Origin of the sequence: Stenotrophomonas sp. CASM106 (assembly GCF_049384825.1) — a bacterium.
Classification (GTDB): Bacteria; Pseudomonadota; Gammaproteobacteria; order Xanthomonadales; family Xanthomonadaceae; genus Stenotrophomonas; species Stenotrophomonas muris.
Genome location: NZ_JBMRFS010000001.1, coordinates 196,885 through 222,765, shown reverse-complemented (window position 1 = coordinate 222,765; position 25,881 = coordinate 196,885). Strand labels below are relative to the sequence as shown.

Here is a 25,881-nt window from a genome sequence, read left to right as displayed (position 1 = left end):
GTGGGTGTCGATTTCCCACGCGCCCGTTCGTCGAGAGGTTGAGTACCCCAGGAGAAAATGCAGATGCCTTCCCAACAGTCCCTTGCCTGCGCCTGCGGCCAGGTCCGCCTGACCACCACCGGCAGCCCCATCGCCAGCGTCGAATGCTGCTGCGACAGCTGCCGCAGGGCCGGCGCCCGGATGCAGGCGATGCCCGGCGCACCGCAGGTGCTGGGGCCTCAGGGCCAGACGCATTTCGTAATGCAGCGCAAGGATCGCGTCCGCATCGATGCCGGGCATTCCCGGCTGCACGCGTGGCGGTTGTCCAGCACGGCCGGCAGCCGCCGCGTCGTGGCGGGCTGCTGCAATACGCCGCTCTTCCTGGAGTTCAGCGGTGGCCATTGGCTGAGCCTGTATGGGCTGTTGTGGCCGGACGCGATACGCCCCGCCGTGGAGATGCGGACGATGGTCAACGATCTTCCCGACGCGTCTGTCCTTCCCGGCGATGTGCCCAACCTGAAGACCCACTCGCTGCGGTTCTATGCCCGGCTGTTGAAGGCGTGGATCTCCATGGGCTTCCGCAGCCCACGCATCGAGATCACGGGAGACAGCCATGCCTGAGCCCGAGCGGATCGAGATCGAGAGCATCACCACGCCCGGGCACATCCAGCGCGTGGATCGCGCCAAGTACATGGCCATGCGCGCGGCCCTGCTGCGTGCCTTGCCCAGGCAACCTCGCGGGATGACGGTGGCGCAGGCGAAGCAGGCGCTGTTGCCGCACCTGCCCGCATCGCTGTTTCCGCAAGGCGCCACGGCCGGTTGGTGGCTGAAAGCCGTGCAGCTGGACCTGGAGGCCAAGGGCGTGATCGAGCGTCTTCCAGGCACGCCACTGCGCCTGTTCAAGCACGTGCCGGCCGGCTGATCAGCGCTGCGCCGGCAGCTCCAGCCGATGCTTGCGGCACAGCCGATACACGGTCACCCGCGAGATCTGCATCTGCCGCGCGCACTCGGAGACGTTGTAGCCGGTCTGCCGCAGCGTCTGCAGCAGCACATCACGTTCGGCCTGGCCGCGGGCATCGTGCAGCACCGCCCCCGGCGGCGCATGCACGCGCCCTCCCAGTTCGAGGTCACGCTCGCTGATCAGCTCGCCTTCGGCCATGATCGCCGCCCGCTGCACCCGGTTCAGCAGTTCGCGCACGTTGCCGGGCCATTCGAAACGCCGCATCGCCTGCAGCGCAGCGGGTGCAAAGCCACGTGCACGCACGCTGTGGCGCAGGCGGAAGCAGCGCAGGAAATGCTCCGCCAGCAGCTGCACATCAGCGCCGCGCTCGCGCAGCGGTGGCATCAGCAGGCGCAGCACGTTGAGGCGATAGTAGAGATCGCTGCGGAACCGCACCTGCGCCACCGCGTGCTCCAGTTCCACATGGGTGGCAGCCAGTACACGCACGTCCGCCCGCAGCGGCTGGCTGCTGCCGACCCGCTCGAACGTACCTTCCTGCAGCACGCGCAACAGGCTGGTCTGCGCTTCGGCCGGCAGGTCGCCCACCTCGTCAAGGAACACGGTTCCGCCGGATGCGGCCTCGAATACGCCGATCTGGCGCTTGTCGGCACCGGTGAACGAGCCACGCTCGTGGCCGAACAGCTCCGACTGCACCAGGTTCGCAGGGATGGCACCGCAGTTGACCGCGATGAACGGCTTGCCCGCACGGCCGGACAACGCGTGCAGTGCATGTGCCGCCAACTCCTTGCCGGTGCCGGTCTCGCCGGTGACCAGCACCGGCAGATCGACCGGCGCGAACTTGTGCAGTACGGTGCGCACCGCATGCAGCGCAGGACTCTCGCCGATCAATGCGCGCGGCCCCTGCCCGCCGCACACTTCGTCGGCAGACGTATCCTCCGCGTCGAACTGCTGGCGCATCGCCGCCACCAGGTCCAGCAGGCCGAAAGGCAGCGTGAACCGCGAGATGCAACGCTGCAACAAGGGCAGCCACGCTGCAGGCGTGGGCCCTGCGCCAGGCGGCAGCACCGCCAGCCAGGTCAGATGCGCGTGCTGTTCGATCCACGGCGCCAGCAATTGCTGGGCTGGCGCATCCAGATGGCGAAGATCCAGCACGGCGAGCAGCCGGTCGCGCCCGCGCAGGCCGATGGCCATCGCCGGGTCGGGATGGATGCGACGCACGTACCAGCCTGCGGCCGCCAGCGCGCTGCGCTCGTTCGCCAGCGGCTCGCCGAACCAGAGCACGCATCGTGACGCAGAAGCCTCCGGGACCGCTGCCATGCTTCCCCCAGCATCCGGACACCGTCGGCGGACTGTCAGGCAATCACCGGCGTGCCGCCCCTCCGCCGGGACCTCTACGGCCACCGCGGCGGCCTTTGTTGCGCGGATCCTAGCGCTGCGCTAAACGGCGGCGCAATGAGCGGCGCGTCAAGAAAGCACTGGCTGAAGCGGCATCGTTACAGTCCGCGGCGGCACCTGTAACACCGGTGCGACAGTCGGCCGCCTGCCTTGCCCTGCGGCGCTTGGCGCTGCGCAATCCCAACATTTTTTCCACACGGCTGTATCAGTGCAGCAGCAACGCCCCACGCCCGCCAGTGCCCGCCCCCCTGGCGGCCAAGCCTTTCAGGGTTGGCACGGATGATGCGTGGTTCCGCCGCACCCATCACGGGAGATCGGCATGGACGGCATCACCCCCATTCGCGGCCTGCTGGCAATGCTGGCCGTGGCCCTGCTGTCGGCAGCCGCGGGCGCCCCTGCCTCCGGTGCCCGCCAGGGCGTGAAGGCACAACCGGGCGAAATCGTCCTGTTGCGGGATGTGGCCGCGCGACCGGCCTATCGCATGGCGCCCCCGGGCATGGCGCTGATCGCCGATCCGAAACCGCAGCGCGAGATTGCGTTGGCGCTCGGTGCGGGTACCCCGGCAAACGCGATGGATGAGCTGAGCGATGAGGACTATGCCGGCATGGGGGCGGGGCACACGGCTGCGACCGCGACCCCCACTGGCACCACCGTCGAACGGGTCGCCCAGCAGGCCCTGGGCGGCACGCTGGGACGCAGCAGTGACGGCATGCTCGGTAGCAGCCTCGGTGGCGCACTGGGTGGCCCACTGGGCGCGGTCGGGAACAGCACCCGCGGCATCGGCGATACCGTGCGCGGCGCGCTCGCCCAGTTCCCGTTGCAGGGCCCGGCCCCGGCAGGTGGCAAGTGAAGCGGGCACGTTGGCTGCTGCTGGTCCTGTTTGCCACGCCGTTGATGGCGCAGGCCGACGACTACAGCGGCATGCTCGCCTACCTCGACGTGGCCCGCATCGACGGTCACGCCCTGGCGGGTGCAAACGGCGCCATCGCGGTGAACCAGGCGGCCGGTGACCTCAACCTGCAGGCCAACCTGCATGGCATCGCCACCGGCGAACGCGCCGACGTGTCGATCGGCAACCGGCAACTGCGGGCCGGCAACCGCGTGCTGAGCGCACCGGCGCACGCCACCGCCGCCATCGGCGGCAACGCACTGGCAGGCGCCAGTGGCATCGCATCCATCAACCAGGCCAGCGGCATCGCCAACACGACGCTCAACGTCGTCAGCGCGACGCTGGCCAGACAGGGCATACGCGAATCCGACGATACGGCCTTGGCCGCCGAAGGTTCCGCGTTGGCAGGGGGGCGGGACGACGCCGGTCGCGGCGTCGCGACCGGCACCCGCAGCGCCGGTGTCACCAGCACCGCGCTGCGGGGATTCGACGGGGTCCTGCAACTCAATCAGATCGCGGGCAACGGCAACGACACGGCCAATGTGCTGGGCCTGGTCGTGCAGGACCGCCCGTGACAACCACCCAACCGATGCACCACCCGATGAGAGAGAGGGCACCATGAAAGCGACCGTCAAACGGACCATGCTCGCCATGGCGATTGCCACTGCCTCGACCGCCGCTGCGGCCAATGGCTGGGACAACCAGAACGCCAACGCGAACATCAACCACAACCATACCGTCAGCGAAACCCGCAACGACACCCACAACCACACCGACAACGACGTACGCATCCGCACCGTCAACGTCAATGTGCAGAAGCACAGCACCATCCAGGCCGACGAGCGCAAGGAAAAGAACAACCACGGCGTCGACGTGAACCTGGAGAAGGACCTGCGCCTCAGCACCGACGTCAATTTCTCCGGCGACCCCACCATAACCGGCGACATCGACCTCGACTCGGCGGCCATTGCGGTGATCGACAACCGCCAGTCGATCAGCAGCAACGCCACCAGCAACAGCCTGGTCACCAACAGTGCCTCCATCGGTGACAGCGTGGGTGCCGGCGCCTCCGGCAACCTCGGCTTCAACGTGGTATCGGGGGACAACAACGCCCAGGACAATGCCGCGTCATTGTCCGCTGCCGATGCGTCCTTCAGCTTCGGCATGGCCGACGCCGAGGTGTTCGTCAACCAGGCCGGCTTCGGCAACGCGACCATGAACTCCGGCGTCACCAATGCCGCAGGTCTCGGTGGCAATGCCTTCGGCGGTGCGTCAGGCAACATCGGTGTCAACATTGCTTCGGGCAACAACAACGAGCAGAAGAACGCGCTCGCGGCCTCGGTCGCAACCACGGCGGTGGCGCAGTCGAGCATCAGCTCCAACCAGGTCTCCACCGGCAACACGGTCAGCAATGCCGGCTTCGTGCAGTCCTACACCGATACCGTGCAGGTCGGCCTGCATGGCGGCGTCAGCGGCCTGACGTGGGGCTATGGCGCCGGCACCTACCGCGGCACCGGCAATGCCTACCAGATGGCCAACTATTACCTGGATACGTGGAACGGCGCACTGCCGCACCCGGGTGGCAACAGTACCGGCCACATCGACCTGGACAACGAGATCCAGAACGCCACGATGAACCCCAACCGGCCGGGGGTGGGCGGCCTGGGCTTCGATACGCGTGAAAGCGGCACCAGCCAGTTCGTCGAACTGGGCGTGGCCGATCTGTACGCCAGCCTGAGCGGCACGGTCAGCACCACGCGCTGGGTGAACGTCAACGCCACCAACACGTCGGCCTTGTCCGGCAGTGCCTTCTCCGGCGCCTCCGGCAACATCGGCGTGAACGTGGCGGCGGGTACCGGCAACCTGCAGGCCAACAGCCTGGCTCTGGCCGTAGCCCAGCCCAGCACCGGCGGTGGTGGCGGCAACGGCGAGTAAGTGCACCACCCCGGCCGTCCGCCAATGGCCGGGTTCCCGGGAGCCCCTGTTCCTCCTCCCCCTTGGGGCAGGGGCTCCCTCCTGCTGCTGGAGAACGTGATGATCGGCCACCGTCTGTCGATATGCCTGCTGGCCTGCCTGCTGCTGCTGGGCGGTGCATCGGCGCGGGCGGGCGACGTCGGCTTCGCCGCCGTGCTGCCCAATGGCGCACTGCTGCACCAGAAGGTGGAAAGCATGCAGGAACGGCGCTACCGCAACGTGGTGCGGCAGCACACCGATTACAGCTGCGGGGCGGCCGCACTGGCAACCATCCTGCGCCATGCCTATCACCTGCAGACCGACGAAGCGACCGTGATCGAAGGAATGATGGGGGTGTCCGATCCAGCGCTGGTGGCCGAGCGTGGTTTCTCGCTGCTCGACATCAAGCGCTACGTGGAATCGCTGGGCATGCGCGGGCGCGGCTATCGTATCGATGAAACACGCCTGCGCACGCTTCGCGTTCCCGGTCTTGTGCTGATGGACGTGCGCGGCTTCCGCCACTTCGTGGTGCTCAAGCAGGTGCGCGACGGTGTGGTCGAGGTGGCTGATCCCATCCTCGGCAACCGCAGCCTGGCGCTGCCTGAATTCCTCGCTGCGTGGCCATCGCGTGCCGTCTTCGTGGTGATCGGCAGCGATTTCGATCGCAACACGGTTCTGCTGCAACCCAGCGAACGGCCCAGTGCCCGCGCGCTCTACGCGCGACAGGGGCCGATCACCGATGCCGAACTGGTCGACTTCGGCTTCAGCCACGCCGACCTGTTCTGAAGGAGGTTCCGCCATGTTCCGTCACCGCCTGTTGATGGTCCTGCTGCTGGCCTGCCCCGCCCTGCCCCTGCAGGCGGCGGACGCGGCGCCCGGGCGCGGCCTGAAGGAAATCCCGGATCCCGAACTGAACCTGATGCGGGGCCGTTACACCGTGGGCGGCAATACCGTCGCCTGGTTCGGGGTGACGATGGTCTCGCAGTGGCAGGCCAGCAACGGAAGCGTGTTGCAGGGTGCGTTGACCCTGGGCATGGACTTCCGCGGCGGGGGCAGCCCGAAACTGAGCTTCCAGCCCAGCGTGCACGTCACCGCCGCAGATGCGCCGCTGCCGGACACGCAGGGTCGCCACATCGACAGCAACGGCCTGGCCAACGCCAGCGGCGTGGTGCAGAGCGTGCAGGTGGCCGGCGATGGCAACGTCGCCCGCAATGCCACCACGCTGGTGGTACGCAATGGCGCGGTGCCGGCCCTGCCGGGTGACGGTGCCCATTCGATCAGTGCACACGCCGCAGGCGTCTCGGCCTCTGCGGTGCTCGACGGCAACCAGGCACGCCTGCTGTTGCAGGTAGATGGCCAGGGCCTGGTCCAGCAATGGATACGCAACGGCAGCGTCGGCCAGGGCATCGCCCTGGCCGGTGACGGCCAGATCGCCAGCAACCAGCTGCGGCTGGAGCTGGTGCGGGATACCGCGGGCGGCAACCTGCCGTTGAGCCAGAACGTGGCCCAGGCGATTGCGATGAACCGCGGCATGGGGCCGGGCCGGTAGTACCACGGCACGGCGTTGGGGGAAGCGTTCCACAACGCAGGACACGAACATGCGCACCCTGATGAGGATCACCCCGTTGGCGCTGGCGGCGTTGGCGGGCACCGCCTTCGCCGCGCCACCCGCGGCGGATGATGGCGCCGACGTGCAGGCGCTGGCCAACCAGCTGGAGCAGCTCAAAGCCAACTACGCGCAGGAAGTGCGGCGGCTGCGCGAACTGGACATGCAGGTGCAGGCGATGCAGGCGCGCCTGAGTGGGAAGGTTGGCCCGATGGCCCCGTCTACGACTGCGCCCGTCGGGCATGGCTCGACCCTACAGACGTCGCCGGGCAGCGAAGGCTATGCCAGCAGTGCCGCCGAGGCGCAGCAGGCAAAGCAGGAATCGCGGCGCAGCGTGGATGATGTGAAACAGCAGCAGTCGGCGCTGTTCTCGCGCCGCTTCACCGTCGAGAACAGCCTCACCTACGCCCGCTACGACCGCAAGCAGCTCACCCTCAATGGCTTCCTGGCGCTGGATGCGATCTTCCTCGGCAACATCGCCATCGAGAACGTCGAGTCCGATTCGCTCACCTACAATCTGGCCGCGCGCTGGGGCGTCAGCCCGAACCTGACGCTCAACCTGGACGTGCCATACCTGGCGCGGCGCACCGTCTACCAGAAGGGCGGTGCCGGCGGTGCGGCGGCCGCGATCGCGCAGGAACAAACCAATGGCAACGGCCTGGGCGATATCGGCCTGAGTGCGAACTACCGCTTGTTCGGCGAGCGCGGCTGGCGCCCGGAAGCCGTACTCACCGCCGGAGTGACCGCACCCACCGGGCGTGCACCTTACGGCCTGGACTGGAAAGTGATCGAGCGCGATGACGATGACTACATCCGCTTCGCCGTGCCCAAGGAACAACCGACCGGCAATGGCGTGTGGCAGGCCAACGTCGGGCTGTCGATGGTCAAGACAGCCGATCCGGCGATCCTGTTCGCCAACCTCGGCTACGTGCATTCGTTCCCGCGTGGTTTCAGTGACATCGACAGCAACCCCGACACGGTCAACCCGGGTGACGTGAAGCTCGGCGGCTCGGTCTACTTCGGCGCCGGCGTGGCCTTTGGGTTCAACGAGCGCACCAGTCTCAGCCTGTCCTTCAGCGACCGCATCAGCGCCCGCGCTTCCACCCGTTTCCAGGGCGGAAAGTGGATGAAAGTGATTGGCAGCGACGCCAACGCGGCGTCACTGAATCTGGGTGTGACGTATGCGCTCAACCAGCACACCACGCTGGTGACCCTGCTGGGCATCGGGCTGACCCCGGATGCACCGGACTTCACGCTGGCGTTCAAGATCCCTTACATGCTCTGACCCGCCCGATCCGGCGACGCCGTGGCCGACAGCCCCTCGCCGCCGGATCGCGCTGCCCACGCGCAGGCCCTGTGTGTGCTCCAGGGCAACGCGCCAGCGCTGGCGACGACGGCGATGATCATCAGTTCCGCCGTATTCACGCCGCACCTTCACGGTGATCCGCCCGCATTCTCCGTCGATTCCGCCAATCCGGCGGCGGCGCCATTTCCTACTCTGGCCCCACGGTGAAGCCCAGGCCGCTGCAGGCAACGCACCGTGACACTGGATACCACGCACTTCCACCCTTTCGCAGGAGCAGGACATGGCATTTCCAACCGCGGTAAACGACCAGATCACCGATTCGGTCACCCAGGCCAACACCAAGGTGCTGGGCGACGCGCCCGCCGTGGCAGTGGGCAATCTGTACCAGGCCACCGCACAGGCGCTGGCCAACGCCGCCCACAACGCCACCAACGCGCAGCAGCAGTCCTACGTCACCGCGCAGTCGGCCACCACCATGGGCGTGGCCACCCTGTACTCGATCGATACCGCCACCACGGCGGTAGCGAGCAAGGAAATCCTCAGCACCCGCGTCCGCGGCCTGGGCTCCTGATCTGTCGTTCCATCGCTGACCCGCCAACCTCAAGGAGATCGACATGGCATTCCCGACCGCTGTAAACGACCAGATCACCGATTCGGTCACCCAGGCCAACACCAAGGTGCTGGGCGACGCGCCCGCCGTGGCCATGGGCAATCTGTACCAGGCCACTGCGCAGGCGCTGGCCAACGCCGCCCACAACGCCACCAATGCGCAGCAGCAGTCCTATGTGACGGCGCAGGCGGCCACCACCATGGGCGTGGCCACGCTGTACTCGATCGACACCGCCACCACCGGCGTGGCCACCAAGCAGATCCTCGGCGCGTGATGCGCCGGCAGGCAAGGAGCTGAGCCATGGCGTTTCCCACGGCCGTCAACGACCAGATCACCGACTCGGTCAGCCAGGCCAACCTGCAGGTGCTGGGCGTGGCGCCTGCCACGGCAATGGGCACGCTATACCAGGCCACCGCGCAGGCGCTGGCCAATGCCGCCCACAACGCGACGCTCGCCCAGCAGCAGATGTATGTCACGGCGCAGGCCGCGACCACGATGGGCGTCGCGCTGCTCTACGCCGTCGATACCGGCGCCACCGGCGCCGCCACCCGGAAGATTCTCGGCTGATTCCATTGAGTGCCGGCAATCTCCGTTCCTGTAGTGCTGTCCACCCTAGGAGCTTCCACCATGGCATTTCCCACCGCCGTCAACAGCCAGATCACCGATTCGGTCTCGCAGGTCAACACCAAGGTGCTTGGTGATGCGCCGGCCATCGCAATGGGCAACCTGTTCGTGGCCACCAGCCAGGCGCTGTCCAACGCCGCGCACAACGCCACCAACAACCAGCAGCAGTCCTACGTGACCATGCAGGCGTCGACCACCCAGGGGGTGTCCACGCTGTATGCGATCGACACCGCCTCCAACGGCGTGGCCACCCGCGAAATCCTGGGCCTGCGCTGACGTGTCGGCCCGGCGTGACGCCAACCACCGCGCCCCCGCCCAGGGCGGCGTCACGTCGGGCCCCTGATCGATGGCCGCATCGCCCGCCACCGGCTACCTGCTGGCAACCACCAGCGCCGGATCCGGTGTGGCGATCGCCCTTGCCCCCTCGTTCGCGATGTCCGCCACCTACCTGGCGATGGCCGACAGCCTCGGCCTGGCAATGCAGAACGCGGTGGCCAACCAGCAACGCGGCCAGGTGACCGCCGGCGCAAGCCTGGCCCAGGTCCTGGCCCTGATCATCCAGAAGGGAGCCGTTCCGTCATGAGCAGTGAGAACACCGTCAACAGCCAGATCGTCGACAGCGTCAGCGCCGCCTCGACGTTGCTGGTGGCCCAGGGTCCGGCGCAGTCCTTCAGCATGCTGGACATGGTGATGCTGGAGACGCTGGGCACCGCCATGCACAACGCCGTCGCGCGCCAGCAGGGTGCAGGCATGGTCAGCAACGCAGCGGTCACCGCCACCTGCGCGAAGATGATCAACGCTCCCTGGCCGGTGCCGCCACCCGCTCCGGAACCCCCTCCGCCGCCGCCACCGCAGGTCATCCCCCTGCCCGGCCCGGTGCCGGCGCCCCCTTCGCCTGCGGCGGTGATCGCCGCGGCCACCGCAGAAGGAAAGACCGCCATCAGCGTCCTGCAGGCACAGACCCACGGTGCCACTGCCGACGCTGCGGCCGCTACCAGCAGCCTGCATGCACTCCAAACGCTTGCAGGCAATGCGGCAGCGCCCGCGCCCGGTCCTGCGCCCGACCCCGCGTCCGGTCCGGATCCGGACGCAGGTCCCGCCCAGGATCCCGCGCCAGACTCCCCTTCCCCTTCCCCGGCGGACGACGCTGACGCCGGGGCCTGACAGACTGCAGGCCGCCTGCGGCCCCACCCGCCCATCAAGGAGCCCGTATGGACCCGAGCAACGTCAACGCCCAGATCATCGATGTGATCAACCAGGTGCAGACGGCCACCATGTCAGCGACCGTCGTGACGACCAGTGGTGCCGGCAAGGCCTACCAGTCGGTGGCCCAGTCTGCGGCGATCGCCGTACAGGATGCCGCCGACGCCCTGCGCAATGTCTCAACCATCGCGACCACCGCGGCCGGCGTGGCCATGGCCCAGTACCTGGCGACGGGGGACGAAAAGTACGCAAGGGTGCTCACGCAGGCGCAGAACATGATGCAGGGGGCCACCGCCGACTTCAACCGCGTCGGCAATGCCGCTGCGACCGTCCTCAAGGAATTTCCGGCCCAGTGAGGCCGCCAGGAGATCCACGCATGAGCATTTTCATTGCCGGTCGTTCCATCCCCCAGGCCAACCTGATCAGTCAATCCTGCAGGCATGTCCTTCAGTTCATCGACGGCGGCGAGCACTGGTTGAAGTGGGCCATGGAATCGCATGAGCACCGCTACGCCTTCTCCGACGAGGGCACGATGCTTGATGGGGTGCAACAGGGCCTGCACGGTTCGCGCATGACATGGTTGCCGCGCACCGGGTTGCAGATCGGCCCGGTCAAGCTGCTCAGCCTTGGTGCCAGCGACCTCGGTGCCCTGCGCAACATGGAGTTTGATGACGAGACACGCCTGTCGCACAACGAGGCACAGCGAGTGCTGGAAAAACACCGGCTGCTGACCAACGCCGAGCTCGGCGCCTCGCGCGCGTTCCTGGCTTCGATCGGCGCGGCCGACGCACCCCTGCTGCAGCAGCTGGACTTTCGCGAATCGGTGGCGCTCCACCAGCTGGCCCGTGAGGTGGACATGTCCGCCGCAGGGCGCGACGACCTGGCCGACGCTGCCGGCTTCGCGCTGCTGCACGCGCGCAGGCCCATCGAGTTTGCCGACTACTTCCGCTTCTACCAGCGGGTGAGCACAGGGGGTGGCAGCCGCGAGCATCGGCTGGCGCGTGCCACCCGTGCGTTGCAGCAGGTGCTGCCGATCCTGTTCGGCTTCCTGGACGGGCCGCAGCTGCCACAGTTGCCGTCGCCAGAGCAGGTGCGCGAGGCGATCGACGCAAGCCTGGCCGCGCACCGGCAGATCGGCTATGCCCGCATCTCGCTGGCCGCCCAGCAGATGGCGGCCTGCTTCGACGACGAACCCGAACTGCTGCAGGATGACAGCCGGTTGCGCGAGGCCGCGCGGTGGCAGCTGCGCGATGCACAGGAATTCCTCAACGAACATCCGGTTTCCCGTGGCCGGCTGGGCCAGGACGGTGCCAGCGTGCAGTTCGCGATCGATGGTTCCAGAGCGAAGGCGCTGATACAGGTGGAGGACAATGTGATCACCCTGCAGGATTACCGCCGAACCCGCCGCTACCTGGGCGATGAAGCGCGGGTGGATTATCAGAAGGATGCAGTGTGAACCCGGCTCCGGCGCCAGATGGCGATGGCGTGCAGGCAGCAACAGAGGCCTTTGCTTCGGCAGCCGGCGCGGCCGTTGCTGCCGGACGCCTGGCGGCCCGGCAACAGGCGCAGAAGATCCTGGCCGATGCCCAGGCGGCATTGCGCCACATCCTGGGGGAGCGCAGCGACGGTGTTCCCCCCTCATCCCCAGCAGGAGCACCGACGATGACCTTCCCGACCCCGCTTCCCGGCAAGCCCACTCCCGCCCATCCGGCGGGCAGAACCCCGATGGAGATCGCCCAGGAACTGGCGGACGCCGCAATGGCTGCCAGTGAAGAAGGCATCCGCGCCGCGATGAAGGTTTCGCAACGCGCGGTCGAGGCCGCCGCCGAGGCAGCGCGACGCGCGGACGAAGCGGCCGAACAGGCCGTGCAGCGCGCTGCTGAAGCCAACGCGCGCTGACGCCGCATCTGCCATCCCAACGCCCCGGGCAGGCCCGCGCCTGCACCGGGGCAATGCTCTTACTGGTACGGGCTTCGCCGGTAGCTGCGCGGGCTGACCCCTACCGCGCGCCGGAAGCTCTTTTCGAAGTGGCTCAGGTCACCGAAGCCGACCTGCAGTGCGACATCGGTAATGCGCAGACGCTGCCCATCCCGCAGCAGCTGCTTGGCGTGCTCGATGCGCAGTTGCTGCAGCAGCAGCTTGAACGTCGTGCCCAGCTCGCTGCGGAACAGGAATCCCAGGTGTGACTGGCTCACATGGGCCTGACGGGCAAGGTCGCCCAGCGTGAGCGGCTCTGCGGCATGGTCCTTCAGGTAGGCCAGGGCGCGCTTCAGGCCGTCGTGCAGGCCTTCATGCGCTGCCCGCGGCGTATCCGGCTGCGCGGGCGCAGGACCGACGGTCTGCTCAACCGCGGGCAGCCGTTGCGGGGCGCGCCCGGCATCGCTGGCAACGTGGCCTGCAGCCAGATCCGGCGCGTGGCGTGCGAGATCCTCACGACGGATGCATCGGCCACCGGTCATCACCGCCAGCCGGACCACCACCCGCTCCATTTCCAGCAGATTGCCGGGCCAGTCGTGCGCGCACAGGGCTTCCAGCACATCGTCGCCCAGCACGCGGGGATTGAATCCATGCAGCTCCAGCGAACGCGCCGCCAGCGCGCCGATGTCCTCCACCCGTTCGCGCAGCGGTGGAATATCCACGGTCAGGAATTCCAGCCCGGCCAGCAGGGCGCGCGAGAACTGCTTCTCTCTCACCCGTTGTTCCAGGTCCGCGCTGGTCGACGCGATCACCCGTATCGGGCCGGCCGCCAGCGCTTCAGCATGAGCGGCAGGCAGCCCACGCATGCGATGTGACAGCTGCCCCTGCAGCGGCACCGGCAGTTCGTCGACTTCGTGGAAGTACAGCGTCCCGCCCTGCGCGCGCGCGAACCAGTCGCTGGCTTCGCCCAGCGGGTGAACACAGTTCACTTCCACAAACGGGCCCTGCCGGGAAGGGCCGCCACTGTGCAGGGCGGCGGCCAGCTCCATCTTCTCGGTACCAAACTCGCCGCGCAGCAGGACCGGCAACGGGCTGGCCGCCGCGCGCTCCACGAATTCATCCATCTGCTTCAGCGCCTCGCCGGCGCCGACCAGCAACAGCGGCCGGCTCAATGCCTGTTCGGCCCAGGCCTTGGCTTCGTAGCGCTTGATCAGATGCGCGCAACGCTGGGCAAACTGCTCCCCCAGCGCCAGGGCACTGCCATCCAGCCGGCCCTTCTCGCCTTCCAGGTGCAGCTCACCCAGCACCTCGCCGCCATAGCGGATGGGAACCCGCTGCAAGGAAACCTCTTCCCCGGACGCAGCTGGCAACCCCGCAGCTGCCCCTGCCACCGCACCACGCAACCGCACTTGGCCACCCCGCATCACCTTGTGCTGGGACAGCTCCTTCACGAACGCGCCCAGCAGTTCGGGCAATGACGGATAGGGCCGATAAGCGCGCTGCAGCATCTCACTGACTTGCCTGTGCATCGAAACTCCCCTTTGGAATGGCGACCCGATGCATCTGCAACGGGCGATCTCGCGATGCAGGCCCTCCGGCATCATCGCGGGATGCTGCGACGTCCACGCCGCATGCCGTACCCGCTGGTCGCACCGCTGGTGCCGTGCACGCTGCCCGCTCCCGCAGTGCCGGGAACTGCCATCGCTGCTGGAGGTCGGCAAGGCGGACGTCGTCCAGGCCGGGGTCGTGCGCCACAGGGCGGCACTGCCTGTGACGCGGCGCTCCCTGTGTTCCGGCCATCGCGTCCCTGGATTATGGGAAACGAGTTTCCAGAAAATAAGCATGATAATGACGTGAATATCCGCGCCGGATATTTGTCGCCCGCGTTTCCGTGCGCGGCGCACTGCAAAGCAGGTGAAGGCAAGGCGCCGGGATTCCATCCACGCTGATGATCAACGCGTGTGAGCGAACCAGGGACGGGCACGTATTGCGCCGCCGTGACGGCTGCACCGCCTGCTCGCCCAGGCCCGCAGGCCACCGCGCCTGCCTGCCGCGGCGCCGCCCCCGATCAATGACCCATCGACCAGCAGAAGATTGCGCACCACGCACGGGTGGCATGCCTTCCGCTGCACCTGGCCTGTCGGCATACTCGCGCTCCCGACCGCAGCACGATCAAGGAGATCGACCGCATGGACCGCACCCCGCCACCCGTGCCCCCCAGGAACTACCTGATGTGGGCCATCCTGAGCATCATCGCCGGCTTCTGGCCGTTCGGCATCGTCGCCACCGTCTACGCCAACCGCAGCACGTCATTGGTCGCCAGCGGCCAGATCGGCGCGGCCACCGAGGCTTCGCGCAAGGCGCTGCGCTGGATGATCGCCTCCTTCGTCACCCTGCCACTGTGCCTGGCACTGATGATCGGCTATGCCCTGATCGCGCGCGGCATGGCCTGAAAGCCTGCCGTCGCCGTCGCGCCATGATGAATGGCAGGCGCGCGCGGCGGTGGCGGCGGCCCATCCCGCTCCTCTATAGTCAGTCCAGCTCGGCAGGCATGGTGCCTGCCCTCGAATCACAGGGAGTTGGACATGGGTCTGGTACAGGCGGTGAAGGGTGCGGTGGGTGGTGTGCTGGCCGACCAGTGGAAGGACTTCTACACCGTGCCCACGGGCCTGCCCTCGACGGCGGCCCTGTTCGCGGCGGTACCGCGCGGCACCAATGCCGGCCGCGGCTCCAATACCAGCGGCTCGTCCAACATCATCACCAACGGCTCGAAGATCATCGTGCCGGAGGGCTACGGCCTGCTGCTGTTCCAGGACGGCGCGATCACCGCGTTCGTCGCCGAACCGGGTGGCTACGAGTGGCGTTCGGATGATCTGAACTCGCAGTCGATCTTCGCCGGCGACGGCCTGGTCAGCACCTTCATCAAGCAGAGCTGGGAGCGCTTCAAGTTCGGCGGCCAGCCGGGTTCGCAGCAGGCGGCGTATTTCGTGTCGCTGAAGGAACTGCCGGACAACCGCTTCGGTACCCAGTCGGAAATCTACTGGGACGACGGCTTCCTCAACACCCAGGTGGGTGCGGTCACGCGCGGCTCCTACACGCTCAAGATCGTCGACCCGATCCTGTTCGTGAAGAACTTCGTGCCGGCCAGCTACCTGCAACCTGGCCAGGTGTTCGACTTCACCGACCTGGACAACGCCGCCGCCAGCCAACTGTTCAATGAAGTGGTCGGTTCGCTGGCCCCGGCCTTCAGCCTGTACACGAACGACCCGGGCAAGGGCAACCGCATCACCAAGCTGCAGCAGGATTCGCTGGGCTTTGCACAGAGCCTGTCTGCCGCCGTCGAGCAGGGCTACCAGTGGAAGTCCGACCGCGGTCTGGCCATCGTCAAGACCGCCATCGTCTCGATCGAGTACGACGCCAACACCCGCGAACTGCTGAAGACCGTGCAGCGCGCCGATGCCCTGTCGGGTTCGCGCGGCAATTCCAACCTGCAGGCCAGCGTCGCCCAGGGCATCCAGTCGGCCGGCGAGAACGGCGGAGCGGCTGGCCTGGTCGGTGTCGGCATGGCCTCGGGCATGTTCGGTGTCGGCGGCATGCAGCAGCCGGTCGCCCCGGCTGCCGACGACCCGGTGGCCAAGCTGAAGAAGGCCAAGGAAATGCTGGATCTGGGCCTGATCACCCAGGGCGACTATGACGCCCTGAAGGCCAAGGCACTGGGCCTGTAACAGCAGGACGCACAACGAACATGTCCGATCCCCGAAACGGCCCGCCGCCGCTGCCCGGATCCGCGCCCGCGACGCCGCCGCCCTTGCCGGCGGCGTCGTTGGATGGGCCCGGTTCGCCGCAGGACGTCCCTCCCCTGCCCGGCAGCTTCCCGCTGGACACCTCGAAACTGCCACAGGCCATCCGTGATGAAGTGGAAGCGCCCGACCCGGTGGCCATCGATACGTCGGCCAGCGAGCTGAAGGACGGCCTCAACCGCTGCCCGAAGTGCGGTGCCACCGACATCCGGCCCAAGGCCGGCACCGACATCCTGGTCTGCCTGTACTGCCGTCACGAATGGCATGGCGCACGCGTCGAGGAAGAGTTCGGCCTGGGCGAGGCCATCGACCAGCTGCGCGGTACGGTCATTGCCTCTGGCGCACGTGACATCGACGCCGACACCTCGGCACTGATGACGTTCAAATGCACCGGGTGCGGTGCTGAAGTCACGGTCAATACCGAGAGTACGATGACGGCGCGCTGCCACTGGTGCCGCCATGTGTTCGGCGTCAACGAGCAGATCGCCAACGGCGCGGTGCCCGATGCAGTGCTGCCCTTCCATATCAGGAAGGACGATGCGGTCGCGCGCATCCGCCAGTTCGTCGACAAGCGCCGCATGTTCGCGCTGAAGGCATTCAAGGACCAGTTCACCCCGGAAAACGTGGTGGGCGTGTTCCTGCCCTACATGATCGTCGACAGCAATGTCAGCGCGGCCGTGGCCGGCAAGGGTGAGATCCAGACCCGGCAGTACACCGTGGGCAGCGAGAAGAACAAGCGCACCCTGTACGACGCAGACGTCTACCAGGTCGAGCGACAGGTCGACTTCACGGTCGATGACCTGCCACTGGAATCCTCGGCCGAGCGCGGGAATCTCGATACCCGCGCCAATACGAACAACATCATCAACACCATCCTGCCGTTCGACACCAAGAACGCGGTGAAATGGAACGCCTCGTACCTGGCCGGCTTCACCTCCGAAAAGCGCAACCTGGATGTGGAAAAGCTGCGGCCGCGGCTGGAAGACCAGCTGCTGTCGATCGCCCGCGCACAGGTGGAAGGTTCGGTGAAGCGCTACAACCGTGGCGTGCGCTGGGAACAGGAGCAGCTGGAGGTGCATGGCACCCGCTGGGTGTCGATGTACCTGCCGGTGTGGTTGTACTCCTACCACCAGCCCGGCAAGAACGGCGGCATGCTGCACTACATCGCGGTGAACGGCCGTACCGGCGAAACCATGGGCAGCGTGCCCGTGCAGCAATGGAAGATGCTGCTGGCGGCACTGGCCACCGGCACCGTCATTGAAGCCCTCGCAATTGCCTTCCTGGTGGCATCGACATGAGCGACGACAGTGGCCTCTGGCTGTTGGCGGCAGGTCCGGCCGGCGCAACCGCGCTGTACTGGGCGCTGTACCGCTATTACCGCAACACCGACAAATCGCACTCCTTCGAGCACGAGACCGCCATCGAGGCCAAGCCGGTCACCGGCTCGGACCAGCAGGTAGGCCGGGTTACCGGCACCGAGGAAAAGCGTATCCGCGGTGACAATGTGTATGAGTACCGGAAACGGGTGGTGCGGGTAAAGCCCGACCCGTAGCGCCAGGCCCTGCCTGGCTGCGGGTAGTGCCGGCCGCTGGCCGGCATTCCTTCGGTTCCTGGGTGCCAAGTGGGAGCCGGCCAGCGGCCGGCACTACCCTTCGCTGGGCTGCCGCCGCGCACACCCTCACACCGTCTCCCGCCCCACCGGTTCGATACTCGCGCGGTCCACCCTTCCGAGGATGCTGCAATGGCTGCCGTGCTCGCCCGTACCTGCCTGTCCGCGTTGTGCTGCCTGGCCCTGCCCGCCCTGGCCCAGGACGCCTCGTTCGGCTTCGGCGAACAGACCACCCACACCGACCAGACCACGCAATCCAGCAGCACCCGGACCCAGAGCAGTGGCGCGGTGACCGCCCAGACCACCACCAGCGGGAGCTCGCAGTCCGGGTCACGCAGCGAAAGCAAAGAGATCGACGTGGGCTTCGGTTTGCACGACGACAACGACGACTGGGGCCACGACCGCCACCGTGGCGGCCGCGATGTGCGCGACAGCGATCTGTTCGGCAGCTGGACGCTGGGCCAGGAGAACGGCAACACCTGCTCCATCGAGCTGAAGAACATCGAGTGGTTCGGCGGCTACAGTGCCTACGTGCCCGCCGGCTGCCCGGATGGCTTCTTCTCGGCCAACCGTTGGGTACTGTCGGGCAACCAGCTGCTGCTCACCGACACCAGCAACACCGTGTTCGGGCGCTTCCGCGCGTCAGGCGGTGGGCGCTGGACGGGCTACCGTGAATCGGATGGGGCGCGTTTGTACCTCAATCCCAAGGGGCACTGATCGCGCCGTGCACGCAATGGGCACGCGCTGATCGGGAAGATCAGGCGTCCGCCCCGCCCCGCCGCCGAAATGTCCGCTCCCACCGGTTCCCGTCTGGTCATCTATGCCGCCCTCGCGGGCAACCTGGCCATTGCCATCGCAAAGTTCATCGCTGCCGGCATCTCCGGCAGCTCGGCCATGCTCAGCGAGGGCGTGCATTCGCTGGTCGACACATTGAATGAACTCCTGCTGCTGTACGGGCTGCGCCGGGCCGGCAAGGCGCCAGACCCGGTACATCCATTCGGCTATGGCCGCGAGCTGTACTTCTGGAGCTTCATCGTCGCCCTGCTGGTGTTCGCCGCTGGCGCCGGCGTCTCGGCGTACGAGGGCATCCAGCACATCCGCCGGCCGGAGCCGGCCACCAACCACGCGTTGAGCTACAGCGTGCTGGGCATTTCCATCCTGTTCGAGGGGGCCTCCTGGTGGGTGGCGCTGCGCGAGTTCCGGCGTACCAAAGGCAGACTGGGCTACTTCGAAGCCTTCCGCCGCAGCAAGGATCCGTCCACCTTCACCGTACTGCTGGAAGACAGCGCTGCGTTGCTCGGGCTGGGCTTCGCGTTGATCGGCCTGGTGGCCGCGCAGGTGCTGGATATGCCGGTGCTTGATGGCGTGGCGTCGCTGTGCATCGCCGGCGTGCTGGCCGCAACCGCCTTCCTCCTGGCCCGTGAAACCAAGGGCCTGCTGGTTGGAGAGCCTGCCCACCCTGCGGTGGCCGAGCGGATCATGGCGGTGGCCGAAACCGATCCGGACCTGCGTCGCGCGAACGGCGTGACCACCATGCAGATGGGACCGGAACAGGTCGTGGCCATGCTCAGCGCCGAGTTCGAGGACGATCGGCAGACCCCACAGATTGAAGCCTGCATCACCCGCATCGAAACGGCGGTAAAGCGCGAGTATCCGGAGCTGGTGGCACTGTTCATCAAGCCGCAGACGCCGGAGGTCTACGCCGCCCGGCGCGCCACGCTGGCGGCACCGTCCGCGCCGGAATGACGCTGCGTCTGCGCCCGTTTCACCAGTCCAATGCCACAGTGCCACCAACATCTGCCCGAGCCTGCCTCTACCGTGCCGGATTGGTTGCCCGCCTCTCTTCAGATCCTCCCGCGCAGCTTCTACCGGCGCCCGCCCGTCGAGGTTGCGCCCGAGCTGCTCAACAAACTTCTGGTCCGTGACGATGGCCGAACGGGTCGCATCGTTGAAGTCGAAGCGTACGCGGGCAGCGTCGATCCGGCGGCGCACTCCTATCGCGGGCAGACGCCGCGCACGGCCAGCATGTTCGGTGAGGCCGGCCACCTGTATGTCTACTTCACCTACGGCATGCACTGGGGCAGCAACGTGGTCTGCGGAGAGGTCGGTGAAGGCGTGGCGGTGCTGCTGCGGGCTGTCGAGCCATTGGCGGGCCTTGAGCGCATGCACGAGCTGCGCCCCGCCGCGCGCCGGGATCACGATCTGGCCAGCGGCCCCGGCAAGCTCTCGCAGGCATTCGGGCTGGACCGCAGTTTCGACGGCGCCGACCTGGTGACTGGCAGCCATGGCATCGTGATCGCAAGCGATGGGACCCCACCTCCGTCCGACCCGGTAATTGGTCCACGCATCGGCATCACCCGCGCGGTCGATTTCCCTTGGCGCTGGCACATCCGTGACAATCGTCACGTATCGATTCAGCCACGTCGTACTGCCGCCCCTGCGAGGAAACGATGATGACCCCGCTCGACAAACCACTGCGACGCGAACTGGACATCGATGGCCGGCCCCATACCCTCACCGTGGACCCTGAAGGCCTCAAGCTGGTCGAAAAGGGGCGACGCAAGGGCATCACGCTACGCTGGCAGGACCTGGTATCCGGCGATGCCGCACTGGCCACCGCCCTGCAGGCATCGCTCCAGCAATACTGAGCGGGCGCGGCACCTCACATCGGCATCACTCCGCCATGGCGATACATAACGCCGTGCGCACTAGCGTAGCGCCAGCCAGCCGCCGCAACCGCCCTCGCCACCCAGCCCTGAAAAGCGCCATGGACGAAGCCGAACGTCTGCTCGAAATCGAACGACTGCACCTGCTGGATACGCCCCCCGAGCCGGTGTTCGATGCCATCGTCGCCGCCGCCCGCGCCGCGACCGGCATGACCATGGGACTGATCACCGTGGTGGCCGAAGACCGGCAGTGGTTCAAGGCCAATATCGGGCTGGAGGGCGTCACCGAAACGGCCCGCGAGATCTCCTTCTGCACGCATGCGATCCGCCACGACGAGCTGTTCGAGATACCCGACGCGCGCCAGGACCCTCGCTTCTCGACCAATCCCCTGGTGACCGCCGGGCCGCGCATCCGGCATTACGCCGGCATCCCGCTGGGCTCGGCCCATGGTGCACGCATTGGCACGCTGTGCCTGCTCGACCCGATGCCCGGCGTGCTGTCCCCCTCCCAGCGCGAACTGATGGTGCATCTGGCGCGGGTCACCACCCAGGTGCTGGAACAGCGCAGTACCCTGATGGCGCAGGTTGGCCAGGCGAAAGCGCTGCATCGCGAGCTGAAACGCAGCGAAGACTTCCTGGAGCGGACCAACCGCGCCGCCCGGGTGGGCGGCTGGGAGATGGACCTGGTCACCAACGAAGTGCGCTGGACCCGCGAGACCAAGCAGCTGCACGGCGTGCGCAGCAACTTTGAACCGACGCTCGACACCGCGCTGTCCTTCTATCGCGAAGACAGCCGCAACATCATCCGCGCGGCAGTGCAGCGTTGCATCGACGAAGGCACGTCCTGGGAGGTGCAGCTGCCAATGACCACCGCCGACGGGCGCGCGATCTGGACCCGGGTGGTCGGCAGCCGGCAACAGGTCGACGGCCATCCGCGTCTGGTCGGGGCGATCCAGGACATCACGGACGAGCGAGCCGCGCTCGACGCGCTGGAAGCGAGCGAGACCCGCTACCGGCGACTGTTCCACTACAGCCTGGGCCTGATCTGCACCCACACGCTGGACGGGACATTGACCTCGGTGAATCCCGCGGCGGTGCAGTCGCTGGGCTTTGAGGAAAGCCAGATGGTCGGGCGCAGCCTGTGCGACCTGATGCCACCGGAAAAACGCGAGGGCTTCAAGGCCTACCTCGCTCGGATCCAGGCAAACCACACCGACGCTGGCGTGATCGAGCTGATCGCCGCCGACGGTACGCGCCACTACTGGGCGTACCACAACGTGCTCGACAGCGAGGCCAGCCCGCCCTACGTGCTGGGGCATGCACAGGACGTCACCGCGCTGAGGATGCAGGAGCAGCAGCTGCGCGAAATGTCCTTCAAGGATCCGCTCACGCAGTGCTACAACCGGCGTTACCTGCACCGGCTGGATGAACTGATTGATGAGCGCTGGGCCTGCGTGATGTTCGATCTGGACCACTTCAAGCACATCAACGACACCCAGGGCCACCGCCGCGGCGACGCCGTCCTGGTCGAGTTCGCCACCTTCCTGCGCTCGCCGCTGGGCAAGGAGGAGACGGTGGTGCGGCTGGGCGGCGACGAATTCATGGTGGTACTGGTCGCGCCCGCGGATGGCCGGTTGAGCGAACTGGAGCACTGGTACCAGGACCACGCTGCGCTGTCGCCCAGCGCTTTCTCGATGGGTGCAGCCATCAACACGGCCGGTGAGCCCGTGGCCGACACCATCCAGAAGGCGGACAGCCGCCTCTACCGGACCCGCGCGCGCGTGCGCCGCGAGCGGCGCGAAGGCCCTGCCGTGCGTTGATCACGCCGCCCGCACCGTCACCCACGTCGGCGCGTGGTCGCTGGCCTTTTCCTGCAGACGCACCCAACGGTCGACGCCAGCGTCCTTCAGTCGCTCCGCCAGTACCGGATTCAACAGCAGATGATCGATGCGCAGCCCACGGTCGCGCTCGGCATGTTGGCGGAAATAGTCCCAGAAGGTGTAGATCGTGGCGTCGCCGTGCACCTTTCGCAGCGCATCGGTCCAGCCCTGCGCGAGCAGCCGCTCGAAGGCATCGCGAACCTCGGGCTGGAACAGCGCGTCGCGGCGCCAGGCCTTGGGGTCGTAGACGTCGGCTTCGGTGGGAATCACGTTGAAATCACCCAGCAGTAGCGCCGGGTGCGGCAGTTCGACCAGGCTGCGCGCATGCCGGATCAAGCGCTCCATCCAGCGCAGCTTGTAGTCGAACCTGGGCCCGGGCTGCGGGTTTCCGTTGGGCAGGTAGAGGGCACCCACGATGACCCCGTGCACCGCCGCCTCCAGGTAGCGGCTCTGCGTGTCGCTGGGCTCGCCGGGCAATCGGCGGCGGCTCTCGACCGGCGTGGTCCCCCGGGCCAGCAACGCCACGCCGTTCCAGCGCGCCTCACCTTGCCAGAGCGCACCGTACCCAGCCTCCTCCAATGACGCGGCCGGAAACGCGGCGTCGGTCGCCTTCAGTTCCTGCAGGGCAACCACGTCGGGCGATTCCCTGTGCAGCCAGTCCAACAGCTTTGGCAGGCGCGTGCCGATGCCGTTGACGTTGAACGTGGCAATACGAAGCGTCTTGCGTCGGGCCATGCAGGAAGCCTCCTCGGTGCCGGAAATGAGCATTCACTCTGCGCGCCCGGGCATGCACGGGCCGTGGATGCCACGTCATGATGCGGTGCCATTCGTTTCACGAACCGCTGCCACGCGCGACAGCAGGCTGGTCACCCGTGAACAGTGCCGGAGAAGCCCATGGCGGTGCGTCCGCTGCGCGCCATCTACCAGATCGACCCCTACCTGTTCCGCGACAGCGACGGCCGCGGCTGGGGCACGCTGGATGGCATCACGGAAAAGCTGGACTACCTGCAGTGGCTTGGCATCAGCCATGTCTGGCTGCTGCCGTTCTACTGCAACGCCGGCCGTGATGGCGGCTACGATGTCACCGATCACTACCGCATCGATCCACGCCTGGGCGACCAGGCCGCCTTCCAGCGCCTGGTCGATGCCGCCGACGCGCGCGGCATCGGCATCATCGTCGAACTGGTGATGCAGCACACCGCCAGCGCGCACCCGTGGTTCGTCGCCGCACAGCAGGGCGACCCGGCTTGGCGCCGCTGGTACCTGTGGAGCGACCACATGCCTGACGACGGCCTGCAGCCGATGTTCCCGCCGATCGAGGCCGCTGTCTGGACATGGGATGCCACGGCCGGCGAGTTCAACCGGCACATGTTCTACCGGCACGAGCCAGACCTCGACCTGGCGCATGCGCCGGTACGCGAGGAACTGCTGCGGGTAATGACGTTCTGGCTGCAGCGCGGCGTGGCCGGCTTCCGCGTCGACGCGGTCCCGTACATGGTCGAGCGCGCCCGCCACGCGGACCCGCGCGACGACGGGCTGTGGCTGCTGGAGGCGATGCGCGCGACGGCAGACGCACAGCAGCCAGGGCTGCCGTTGATCGGCGAAGCGGATGTCCGCGCGTCCCACTACGGTGACTTCCTGTGCCACGGGCGGCGGCTTTCGCACCTGCTGGATTTCCACCTCAACAATCATTTCTTCCTGGCACTGGCACGCGGCGATGCCAGCGAAGTGGCGCGGGTCATGGCCGAGTACGGCCCGCACGCGCCGCCGGACACACGCATTGCCTGGCTGCGCAACAATGATGAACTGGACCTGGAGCAGCTGGAGCCGGATGAGCGCGAAGCGGTGATGGAACGCTTCGCTCCTGAGCGTGGCATGCGCATCTATGGCCGTGGCATCCGCCGCCGGCTGGCACCGATGCTGGACGGCGACATCGCATGGCAGGCCATGGCCTGGGCGGCGCTGCTGTCGCTGGGCCAGGTGCCGGTGATCCGCTATGGCGAAGAGATCGGCCTCGGTGATTGCCTAGAACTGCCCGAACGCAATGCCGTGCGCATGCCGATGCACTGGCATAACGGCCCAGGGGCTGGGTTCACCGACGAACCGCGGCATGCCTGGCGCGCGCCACCGTCGGACGGCCCCTACGGTTACCGCACGGTGAATGTCGAGGCGCAACGTGCGATGCCGGACTCACTGCTGCTGCGGGTGCGCGAGCTGCTGCAGCAACGCAATGCCCATCCCGTGCTGCAGCAGGGGCCACACACGCTCGACCCACCCTCACCCGCGCTGCTGATGCTCCGCTTCGGTGAGGCACCCCATCAGGCACTGGCACTGATCAACTTCGGCGACAACCCGGTTGAGGTGGACGTACCCCTGCACGGCCCGCTGCACACGCTGGTGGGCCACGGCGCCAAACTGCAGGGTCGCCGCTGCTACCTGCAGGGCCATGGCTATACGTGGCTGGCTGCCGAGGGTGCCTGAGTGCGCAGCGCAGGCAGTACGTGTTCGGCGAAGTCGTCGATGAAGCGTTCCTGCTCGCGGTTCACGTTGTGCAGGTAGATGCGATCGAACCCCAGGGACTGCAGCTCCTGCAGCCAGGCCCGATGCTGGCCCAGGTCTGCCGAGACATGCACGTGCTCGCGCACCACCTCGGCGCTGACCGATCGGGCCTGTGCTTCGAACTGTTCGGGCTGGTCCAGGCCTTCGGCCAGTTCCGGCGGCAGCACGTTGGCGCTCCACTGCTCCATCGCGCCTTCCAGCGCCGCCTGTTCGGCGCGCGCGTAGGAGAGCTTGGCCTGCAGGTACATCGGCTTGCCCCTGCCGCCGCCGTCCTCGAACGCCGCCACCACACGCCGCAACTGCGCCAATGGCTGGCTGATGGTGATCAGGCCATCGGCCCAGCCCCCCATCCAGCGTGCGGTTTCCTCGGTGACGGCCGCACCCAGCAGCGGCAGGGGAAGCGCCGCGCGACTGTAGAGCCGTGCCTGGCGCACCCGGAAGCCACCGTCGTGGTCGACCTGCTCGCCGCCCCACAGCCGCCGCATCACCTCGGCCGCATCGCGTAATGCCTTCTGCCGCTCGCGCTTGGCTGGCCACGGCTGGCCGGTGATGCGCTCGTTCAGGGCCTCGCCGGTACCCAGCGCCAGCCAGATCCGGCCCGGCGCCAACTGCTCCAGCGTCGCCGCTGCCTGTGCCACCAATGCCGGGTGCTGGCGCAGCATCGGGCAGGTCACCATGCCTAGGGTCAATGCGCTCTGCACCGCCAGCGCGCCGGCCCATACCCAGCTGTGGCCGGACTGCCCTTGCGCGGTCGTCCACGGGTGGAAATGGTCCGAGCACATCAAAGCCTCGAATCCCGCCTGTTCGGCGCGCAGCGCCAGGCCCAGCAAGGTGGCGGGCGGGAACTGCTCATGCGATGCGTGGTAGCCGATGGTCATCACGGATTCCGTGCGGGGACTGGACACGATGGCAACACCCCTCCAG

At 67.3% G+C, this 25,881-nt stretch carries 31 protein-coding genes; 27 read left to right on the top strand and 4 right to left on the bottom strand.

Going from position 1 to position 25,881, the window contains the following annotated elements:
• The first annotated feature begins 57 nt into the window (after nt 1-57).
• Nucleotides 58-600 carry a GFA family protein gene (locus tag VG556_RS01030; protein ID WP_049403927.1) on the top strand — a complete coding sequence of 181 codons (543 nt, stop codon included), beginning with the start codon at nt 58-60 and terminating at the stop codon, nt 598-600.
• Nucleotides 593-901 (top strand): DUF6958 family protein, encoded by a 309-nt coding sequence (locus tag VG556_RS01025; RefSeq protein ID WP_046430794.1) that lies wholly within the window; start codon nt 593-595, stop codon nt 899-901. Before VG556_RS01030 ends, VG556_RS01025 begins: the two co-directional genes overlap by 8 nt.
• Here VG556_RS01025 and VG556_RS01020 read toward each other — a convergent pair whose 3' ends face one another.
• Nucleotides 902-2,257, bottom strand: a complete 1,356-nt coding sequence (locus VG556_RS01020) for a sigma-54 interaction domain-containing protein (RefSeq protein WP_100450104.1) — start codon at nt 2,255-2,257, stop codon at nt 902-904.
• Nucleotides 2,258-2,654: 397 nt separating this feature from the next.
• Between VG556_RS01020 and VG556_RS01015 the strand changes: the two genes are divergently transcribed.
• From VG556_RS01015 to VG556_RS00945, 15 genes are all read left to right on the top strand, one after another.
• The gene (locus VG556_RS01015) at nt 2,655-3,185 is read left to right on the top strand and encodes a hypothetical protein (RefSeq protein WP_100450105.1); all 531 of its coding nucleotides are present in this window, start codon (nt 2,655-2,657) and stop codon (nt 3,183-3,185) included.
• 44 nt (nt 3,186-3,229) lie between these two features.
• Nucleotides 3,230-3,799 carry a hypothetical protein gene (locus tag VG556_RS01010; protein WP_100450510.1) on the top strand — a complete coding sequence of 190 codons (570 nt, stop codon included), beginning with the start codon at nt 3,230-3,232 and terminating at the stop codon, nt 3,797-3,799.
• 43 nt (nt 3,800-3,842) lie between these two features.
• A complete protein-coding gene (locus VG556_RS01005) occupies nt 3,843-5,159 on the top strand; it encodes an adhesin (RefSeq protein WP_100450106.1) in 1,317 nt (438 codons plus the stop codon).
• A 99-nt stretch (nt 5,160-5,258) separates the two neighbouring features.
• On the top strand, nt 5,259-5,963 hold the full coding sequence (locus VG556_RS01000; protein ID WP_423179956.1) for a C39 family peptidase: 705 nt from the start codon (nt 5,259-5,261) through the stop codon (nt 5,961-5,963).
• A gap of 13 nt (nt 5,964-5,976) precedes the next feature.
• Nucleotides 5,977-6,726 carry a hypothetical protein gene (locus VG556_RS00995; protein ID WP_100450107.1) on the top strand — a complete coding sequence of 250 codons (750 nt, stop codon included), beginning with the start codon at nt 5,977-5,979 and terminating at the stop codon, nt 6,724-6,726.
• Nucleotides 6,727-6,775: 49 nt separating this feature from the next.
• Complete coding sequence (locus tag VG556_RS00990) at nt 6,776-8,068, top strand: transporter (RefSeq protein WP_100450108.1); 1,293 nt, start codon at nt 6,776-6,778, stop codon at nt 8,066-8,068.
• Nucleotides 8,069-8,369: 301 nt separating this feature from the next.
• Complete coding sequence (locus tag VG556_RS00985; protein WP_005416648.1) at nt 8,370-8,660, top strand: RebB family R body protein; 291 nt, start codon at nt 8,370-8,372, stop codon at nt 8,658-8,660.
• 43 nt (nt 8,661-8,703) lie between these two features.
• Entirely contained in the window at nt 8,704-8,973 is a 270-nt protein-coding gene (locus VG556_RS00980) for a RebB family R body protein (RefSeq protein WP_005416649.1), read from the top strand.
• Nucleotides 8,974-8,999: 26 nt separating this feature from the next.
• Complete coding sequence (locus tag VG556_RS00975) at nt 9,000-9,266, top strand: RebB family R body protein (protein WP_006446865.1); 267 nt, start codon at nt 9,000-9,002, stop codon at nt 9,264-9,266.
• A 60-nt stretch (nt 9,267-9,326) separates the two neighbouring features.
• Nucleotides 9,327-9,599 carry a RebB family R body protein gene (locus VG556_RS00970; RefSeq protein ID WP_005416651.1) on the top strand — a complete coding sequence of 91 codons (273 nt, stop codon included), beginning with the start codon at nt 9,327-9,329 and terminating at the stop codon, nt 9,597-9,599.
• A gap of 70 nt (nt 9,600-9,669) precedes the next feature.
• Nucleotides 9,670-9,906 (top strand): RebB family R body protein, encoded by a 237-nt coding sequence (locus VG556_RS00965; RefSeq protein ID WP_032957589.1) that lies wholly within the window; start codon nt 9,670-9,672, stop codon nt 9,904-9,906.
• A complete protein-coding gene (locus VG556_RS00960; protein ID WP_049406879.1) occupies nt 9,903-10,487 on the top strand; it encodes a RebB family R body protein in 585 nt (194 codons plus the stop codon). Before VG556_RS00965 ends, VG556_RS00960 begins: the two co-directional genes overlap by 4 nt.
• Before the next feature lie 47 nt (nt 10,488-10,534).
• Nucleotides 10,535-10,882 carry a hypothetical protein gene (locus tag VG556_RS00955; protein ID WP_046430815.1) on the top strand — a complete coding sequence of 116 codons (348 nt, stop codon included), beginning with the start codon at nt 10,535-10,537 and terminating at the stop codon, nt 10,880-10,882.
• A gap of 20 nt (nt 10,883-10,902) precedes the next feature.
• The gene (locus tag VG556_RS00950) at nt 10,903-11,982 is read left to right on the top strand and encodes a hypothetical protein (RefSeq protein WP_100450109.1); all 1,080 of its coding nucleotides are present in this window, start codon (nt 10,903-10,905) and stop codon (nt 11,980-11,982) included.
• Nucleotides 11,979-12,425 (top strand): hypothetical protein, encoded by a 447-nt coding sequence (locus VG556_RS00945; protein ID WP_229653700.1) that lies wholly within the window; start codon nt 11,979-11,981, stop codon nt 12,423-12,425. Before VG556_RS00950 ends, VG556_RS00945 begins: the two co-directional genes overlap by 4 nt.
• 59 nt (nt 12,426-12,484) lie before the next feature.
• Here the strand turns inward: VG556_RS00945 and VG556_RS00940 are convergent, their stop codons facing one another.
• The gene (locus tag VG556_RS00940; RefSeq protein ID WP_111144285.1) at nt 12,485-13,972 is read right to left on the bottom strand and encodes an AraC family transcriptional regulator; all 1,488 of its coding nucleotides are present in this window, start codon (nt 13,970-13,972) and stop codon (nt 12,485-12,487) included.
• A 660-nt stretch (nt 13,973-14,632) separates the two neighbouring features.
• Between VG556_RS00940 and VG556_RS00935 the strand changes: the two genes are divergently transcribed.
• From VG556_RS00935 to VG556_RS00895, 9 genes are all read left to right on the top strand, one after another.
• Nucleotides 14,633-14,896, top strand: coding sequence for a CD225/dispanin family protein (locus VG556_RS00935; RefSeq protein WP_032956532.1), 264 nt, complete (start codon nt 14,633-14,635; stop codon nt 14,894-14,896).
• Nucleotides 14,897-15,028: 132 nt separating this feature from the next.
• A complete protein-coding gene (locus VG556_RS00930; protein ID WP_014647262.1) occupies nt 15,029-16,168 on the top strand; it encodes an SPFH domain-containing protein in 1,140 nt (379 codons plus the stop codon).
• A 20-nt stretch (nt 16,169-16,188) separates the two neighbouring features.
• Nucleotides 16,189-17,541: a membrane protein gene (locus VG556_RS00925; protein ID WP_032956535.1), complete on the top strand. Its 1,353-nt coding sequence runs from the start codon at nt 16,189-16,191 to the stop codon at nt 17,539-17,541.
• On the top strand, nt 17,538-17,795 hold the full coding sequence (locus VG556_RS00920; protein ID WP_014647264.1) for a hypothetical protein: 258 nt from the start codon (nt 17,538-17,540) through the stop codon (nt 17,793-17,795). The genes VG556_RS00925 and VG556_RS00920 overlap by 4 nt, the downstream gene beginning before the upstream one ends.
• Nucleotides 17,796-17,984: 189 nt before the next feature.
• Nucleotides 17,985-18,569, top strand: a complete 585-nt coding sequence (locus tag VG556_RS00915; RefSeq protein WP_423179955.1) for an AprI/Inh family metalloprotease inhibitor — start codon at nt 17,985-17,987, stop codon at nt 18,567-18,569.
• A 69-nt stretch (nt 18,570-18,638) separates the two neighbouring features.
• Complete coding sequence (locus tag VG556_RS00910) at nt 18,639-19,598, top strand: cation diffusion facilitator family transporter (protein ID WP_100450112.1); 960 nt, start codon at nt 18,639-18,641, stop codon at nt 19,596-19,598.
• A gap of 72 nt (nt 19,599-19,670) precedes the next feature.
• Nucleotides 19,671-20,306 (top strand): DNA-3-methyladenine glycosylase, encoded by a 636-nt coding sequence (locus VG556_RS00905; RefSeq protein WP_100450511.1) that lies wholly within the window; start codon nt 19,671-19,673, stop codon nt 20,304-20,306.
• Nucleotides 20,306-20,500 carry a hypothetical protein gene (locus VG556_RS00900; protein ID WP_423179954.1) on the top strand — a complete coding sequence of 65 codons (195 nt, stop codon included), beginning with the start codon at nt 20,306-20,308 and terminating at the stop codon, nt 20,498-20,500. The genes VG556_RS00905 and VG556_RS00900 overlap by 1 nt, the downstream gene beginning before the upstream one ends.
• Nucleotides 20,501-20,619: 119 nt before the next feature.
• On the top strand, nt 20,620-22,338 hold the full coding sequence (locus VG556_RS00895) for a sensor domain-containing diguanylate cyclase (RefSeq protein ID WP_100450113.1): 1,719 nt from the start codon (nt 20,620-20,622) through the stop codon (nt 22,336-22,338).
• On the opposite strand, the gene xth is transcribed toward VG556_RS00895, so the two are convergent.
• Nucleotides 22,339-23,133 (bottom strand): exodeoxyribonuclease III, encoded by a 795-nt coding sequence (gene xth, locus VG556_RS00890; protein ID WP_100450114.1) that lies wholly within the window; start codon nt 23,131-23,133, stop codon nt 22,339-22,341. It abuts the gene before it with no gap.
• Nucleotides 23,134-23,292: 159 nt separating this feature from the next.
• Between xth and VG556_RS00885 the strand changes: the two genes are divergently transcribed.
• Complete coding sequence (locus tag VG556_RS00885) at nt 23,293-24,879, top strand: alpha-amylase family glycosyl hydrolase (protein ID WP_100450115.1); 1,587 nt, start codon at nt 23,293-23,295, stop codon at nt 24,877-24,879.
• Here VG556_RS00885 and VG556_RS00880 read toward each other — a convergent pair.
• A complete protein-coding gene (locus VG556_RS00880) occupies nt 24,849-25,835 on the bottom strand; it encodes a TIGR03885 family FMN-dependent LLM class oxidoreductase (RefSeq protein WP_100450116.1) in 987 nt (328 codons plus the stop codon). The genes VG556_RS00885 and VG556_RS00880 overlap by 31 nt on opposite strands.
• Nucleotides 25,836-25,881 lie beyond the last annotated feature (46 nt).

Coding starts and splice junctions, on each gene's coding strand:
- VG556_RS01030 (WP_049403927.1), top strand. CDS start 58: ATGCAGATGCCTTCCCAACAGTCCCTTGCCTGCGCCTGCGGCCAGGTC.
- VG556_RS01025 (WP_046430794.1), top strand. CDS start 593: ATGCCTGAGCCCGAGCGGATCGAGATCGAGAGCATCACCACGCCCGGG.
- VG556_RS01020 (WP_100450104.1), bottom strand. CDS start 2,257: ATGGCAGCGGTCCCGGAGGCTTCTGCGTCACGATGCGTGCTCTGGTTC.
- VG556_RS01015 (WP_100450105.1), top strand. CDS start 2,655: ATGGACGGCATCACCCCCATTCGCGGCCTGCTGGCAATGCTGGCCGTG.
- VG556_RS01010 (WP_100450510.1), top strand. CDS start 3,230: ATGGCGCAGGCCGACGACTACAGCGGCATGCTCGCCTACCTCGACGTG.
- VG556_RS01005 (WP_100450106.1), top strand. CDS start 3,843: ATGAAAGCGACCGTCAAACGGACCATGCTCGCCATGGCGATTGCCACT.
- VG556_RS01000 (WP_423179956.1), top strand. CDS start 5,259: ATGATCGGCCACCGTCTGTCGATATGCCTGCTGGCCTGCCTGCTGCTG.
- VG556_RS00995 (WP_100450107.1), top strand. CDS start 5,977: ATGTTCCGTCACCGCCTGTTGATGGTCCTGCTGCTGGCCTGCCCCGCC.
- VG556_RS00990 (WP_100450108.1), top strand. CDS start 6,776: ATGCGCACCCTGATGAGGATCACCCCGTTGGCGCTGGCGGCGTTGGCG.
- VG556_RS00985 (WP_005416648.1), top strand. CDS start 8,370: ATGGCATTTCCAACCGCGGTAAACGACCAGATCACCGATTCGGTCACC.
- VG556_RS00980 (WP_005416649.1), top strand. CDS start 8,704: ATGGCATTCCCGACCGCTGTAAACGACCAGATCACCGATTCGGTCACC.
- VG556_RS00975 (WP_006446865.1), top strand. CDS start 9,000: ATGGCGTTTCCCACGGCCGTCAACGACCAGATCACCGACTCGGTCAGC.
- VG556_RS00970 (WP_005416651.1), top strand. CDS start 9,327: ATGGCATTTCCCACCGCCGTCAACAGCCAGATCACCGATTCGGTCTCG.
- VG556_RS00965 (WP_032957589.1), top strand. CDS start 9,670: ATGGCCGCATCGCCCGCCACCGGCTACCTGCTGGCAACCACCAGCGCC.
- VG556_RS00960 (WP_049406879.1), top strand. CDS start 9,903: ATGAGCAGTGAGAACACCGTCAACAGCCAGATCGTCGACAGCGTCAGC.
- VG556_RS00955 (WP_046430815.1), top strand. CDS start 10,535: ATGGACCCGAGCAACGTCAACGCCCAGATCATCGATGTGATCAACCAG.
- VG556_RS00950 (WP_100450109.1), top strand. CDS start 10,903: ATGAGCATTTTCATTGCCGGTCGTTCCATCCCCCAGGCCAACCTGATC.
- VG556_RS00940 (WP_111144285.1), bottom strand. CDS start 13,972: ATGCACAGGCAAGTCAGTGAGATGCTGCAGCGCGCTTATCGGCCCTAT.
- VG556_RS00935 (WP_032956532.1), top strand. CDS start 14,633: ATGGACCGCACCCCGCCACCCGTGCCCCCCAGGAACTACCTGATGTGG.
- VG556_RS00930 (WP_014647262.1), top strand. CDS start 15,029: ATGGGTCTGGTACAGGCGGTGAAGGGTGCGGTGGGTGGTGTGCTGGCC.
- VG556_RS00925 (WP_032956535.1), top strand. CDS start 16,189: ATGTCCGATCCCCGAAACGGCCCGCCGCCGCTGCCCGGATCCGCGCCC.
- VG556_RS00920 (WP_014647264.1), top strand. CDS start 17,538: ATGAGCGACGACAGTGGCCTCTGGCTGTTGGCGGCAGGTCCGGCCGGC.
- VG556_RS00915 (WP_423179955.1), top strand. CDS start 17,985: ATGGCTGCCGTGCTCGCCCGTACCTGCCTGTCCGCGTTGTGCTGCCTG.
- VG556_RS00910 (WP_100450112.1), top strand. CDS start 18,639: ATGTCCGCTCCCACCGGTTCCCGTCTGGTCATCTATGCCGCCCTCGCG.
- VG556_RS00900 (WP_423179954.1), top strand. CDS start 20,306: ATGACCCCGCTCGACAAACCACTGCGACGCGAACTGGACATCGATGGC.
- VG556_RS00895 (WP_100450113.1), top strand. CDS start 20,620: ATGGACGAAGCCGAACGTCTGCTCGAAATCGAACGACTGCACCTGCTG.
- xth (WP_100450114.1), bottom strand. CDS start 23,133: ATGGCCCGACGCAAGACGCTTCGTATTGCCACGTTCAACGTCAACGGC.
- VG556_RS00885 (WP_100450115.1), top strand. CDS start 23,293: ATGGCGGTGCGTCCGCTGCGCGCCATCTACCAGATCGACCCCTACCTG.
- VG556_RS00880 (WP_100450116.1), bottom strand. CDS start 25,835: ATGACCATCGGCTACCACGCATCGCATGAGCAGTTCCCGCCCGCCACC.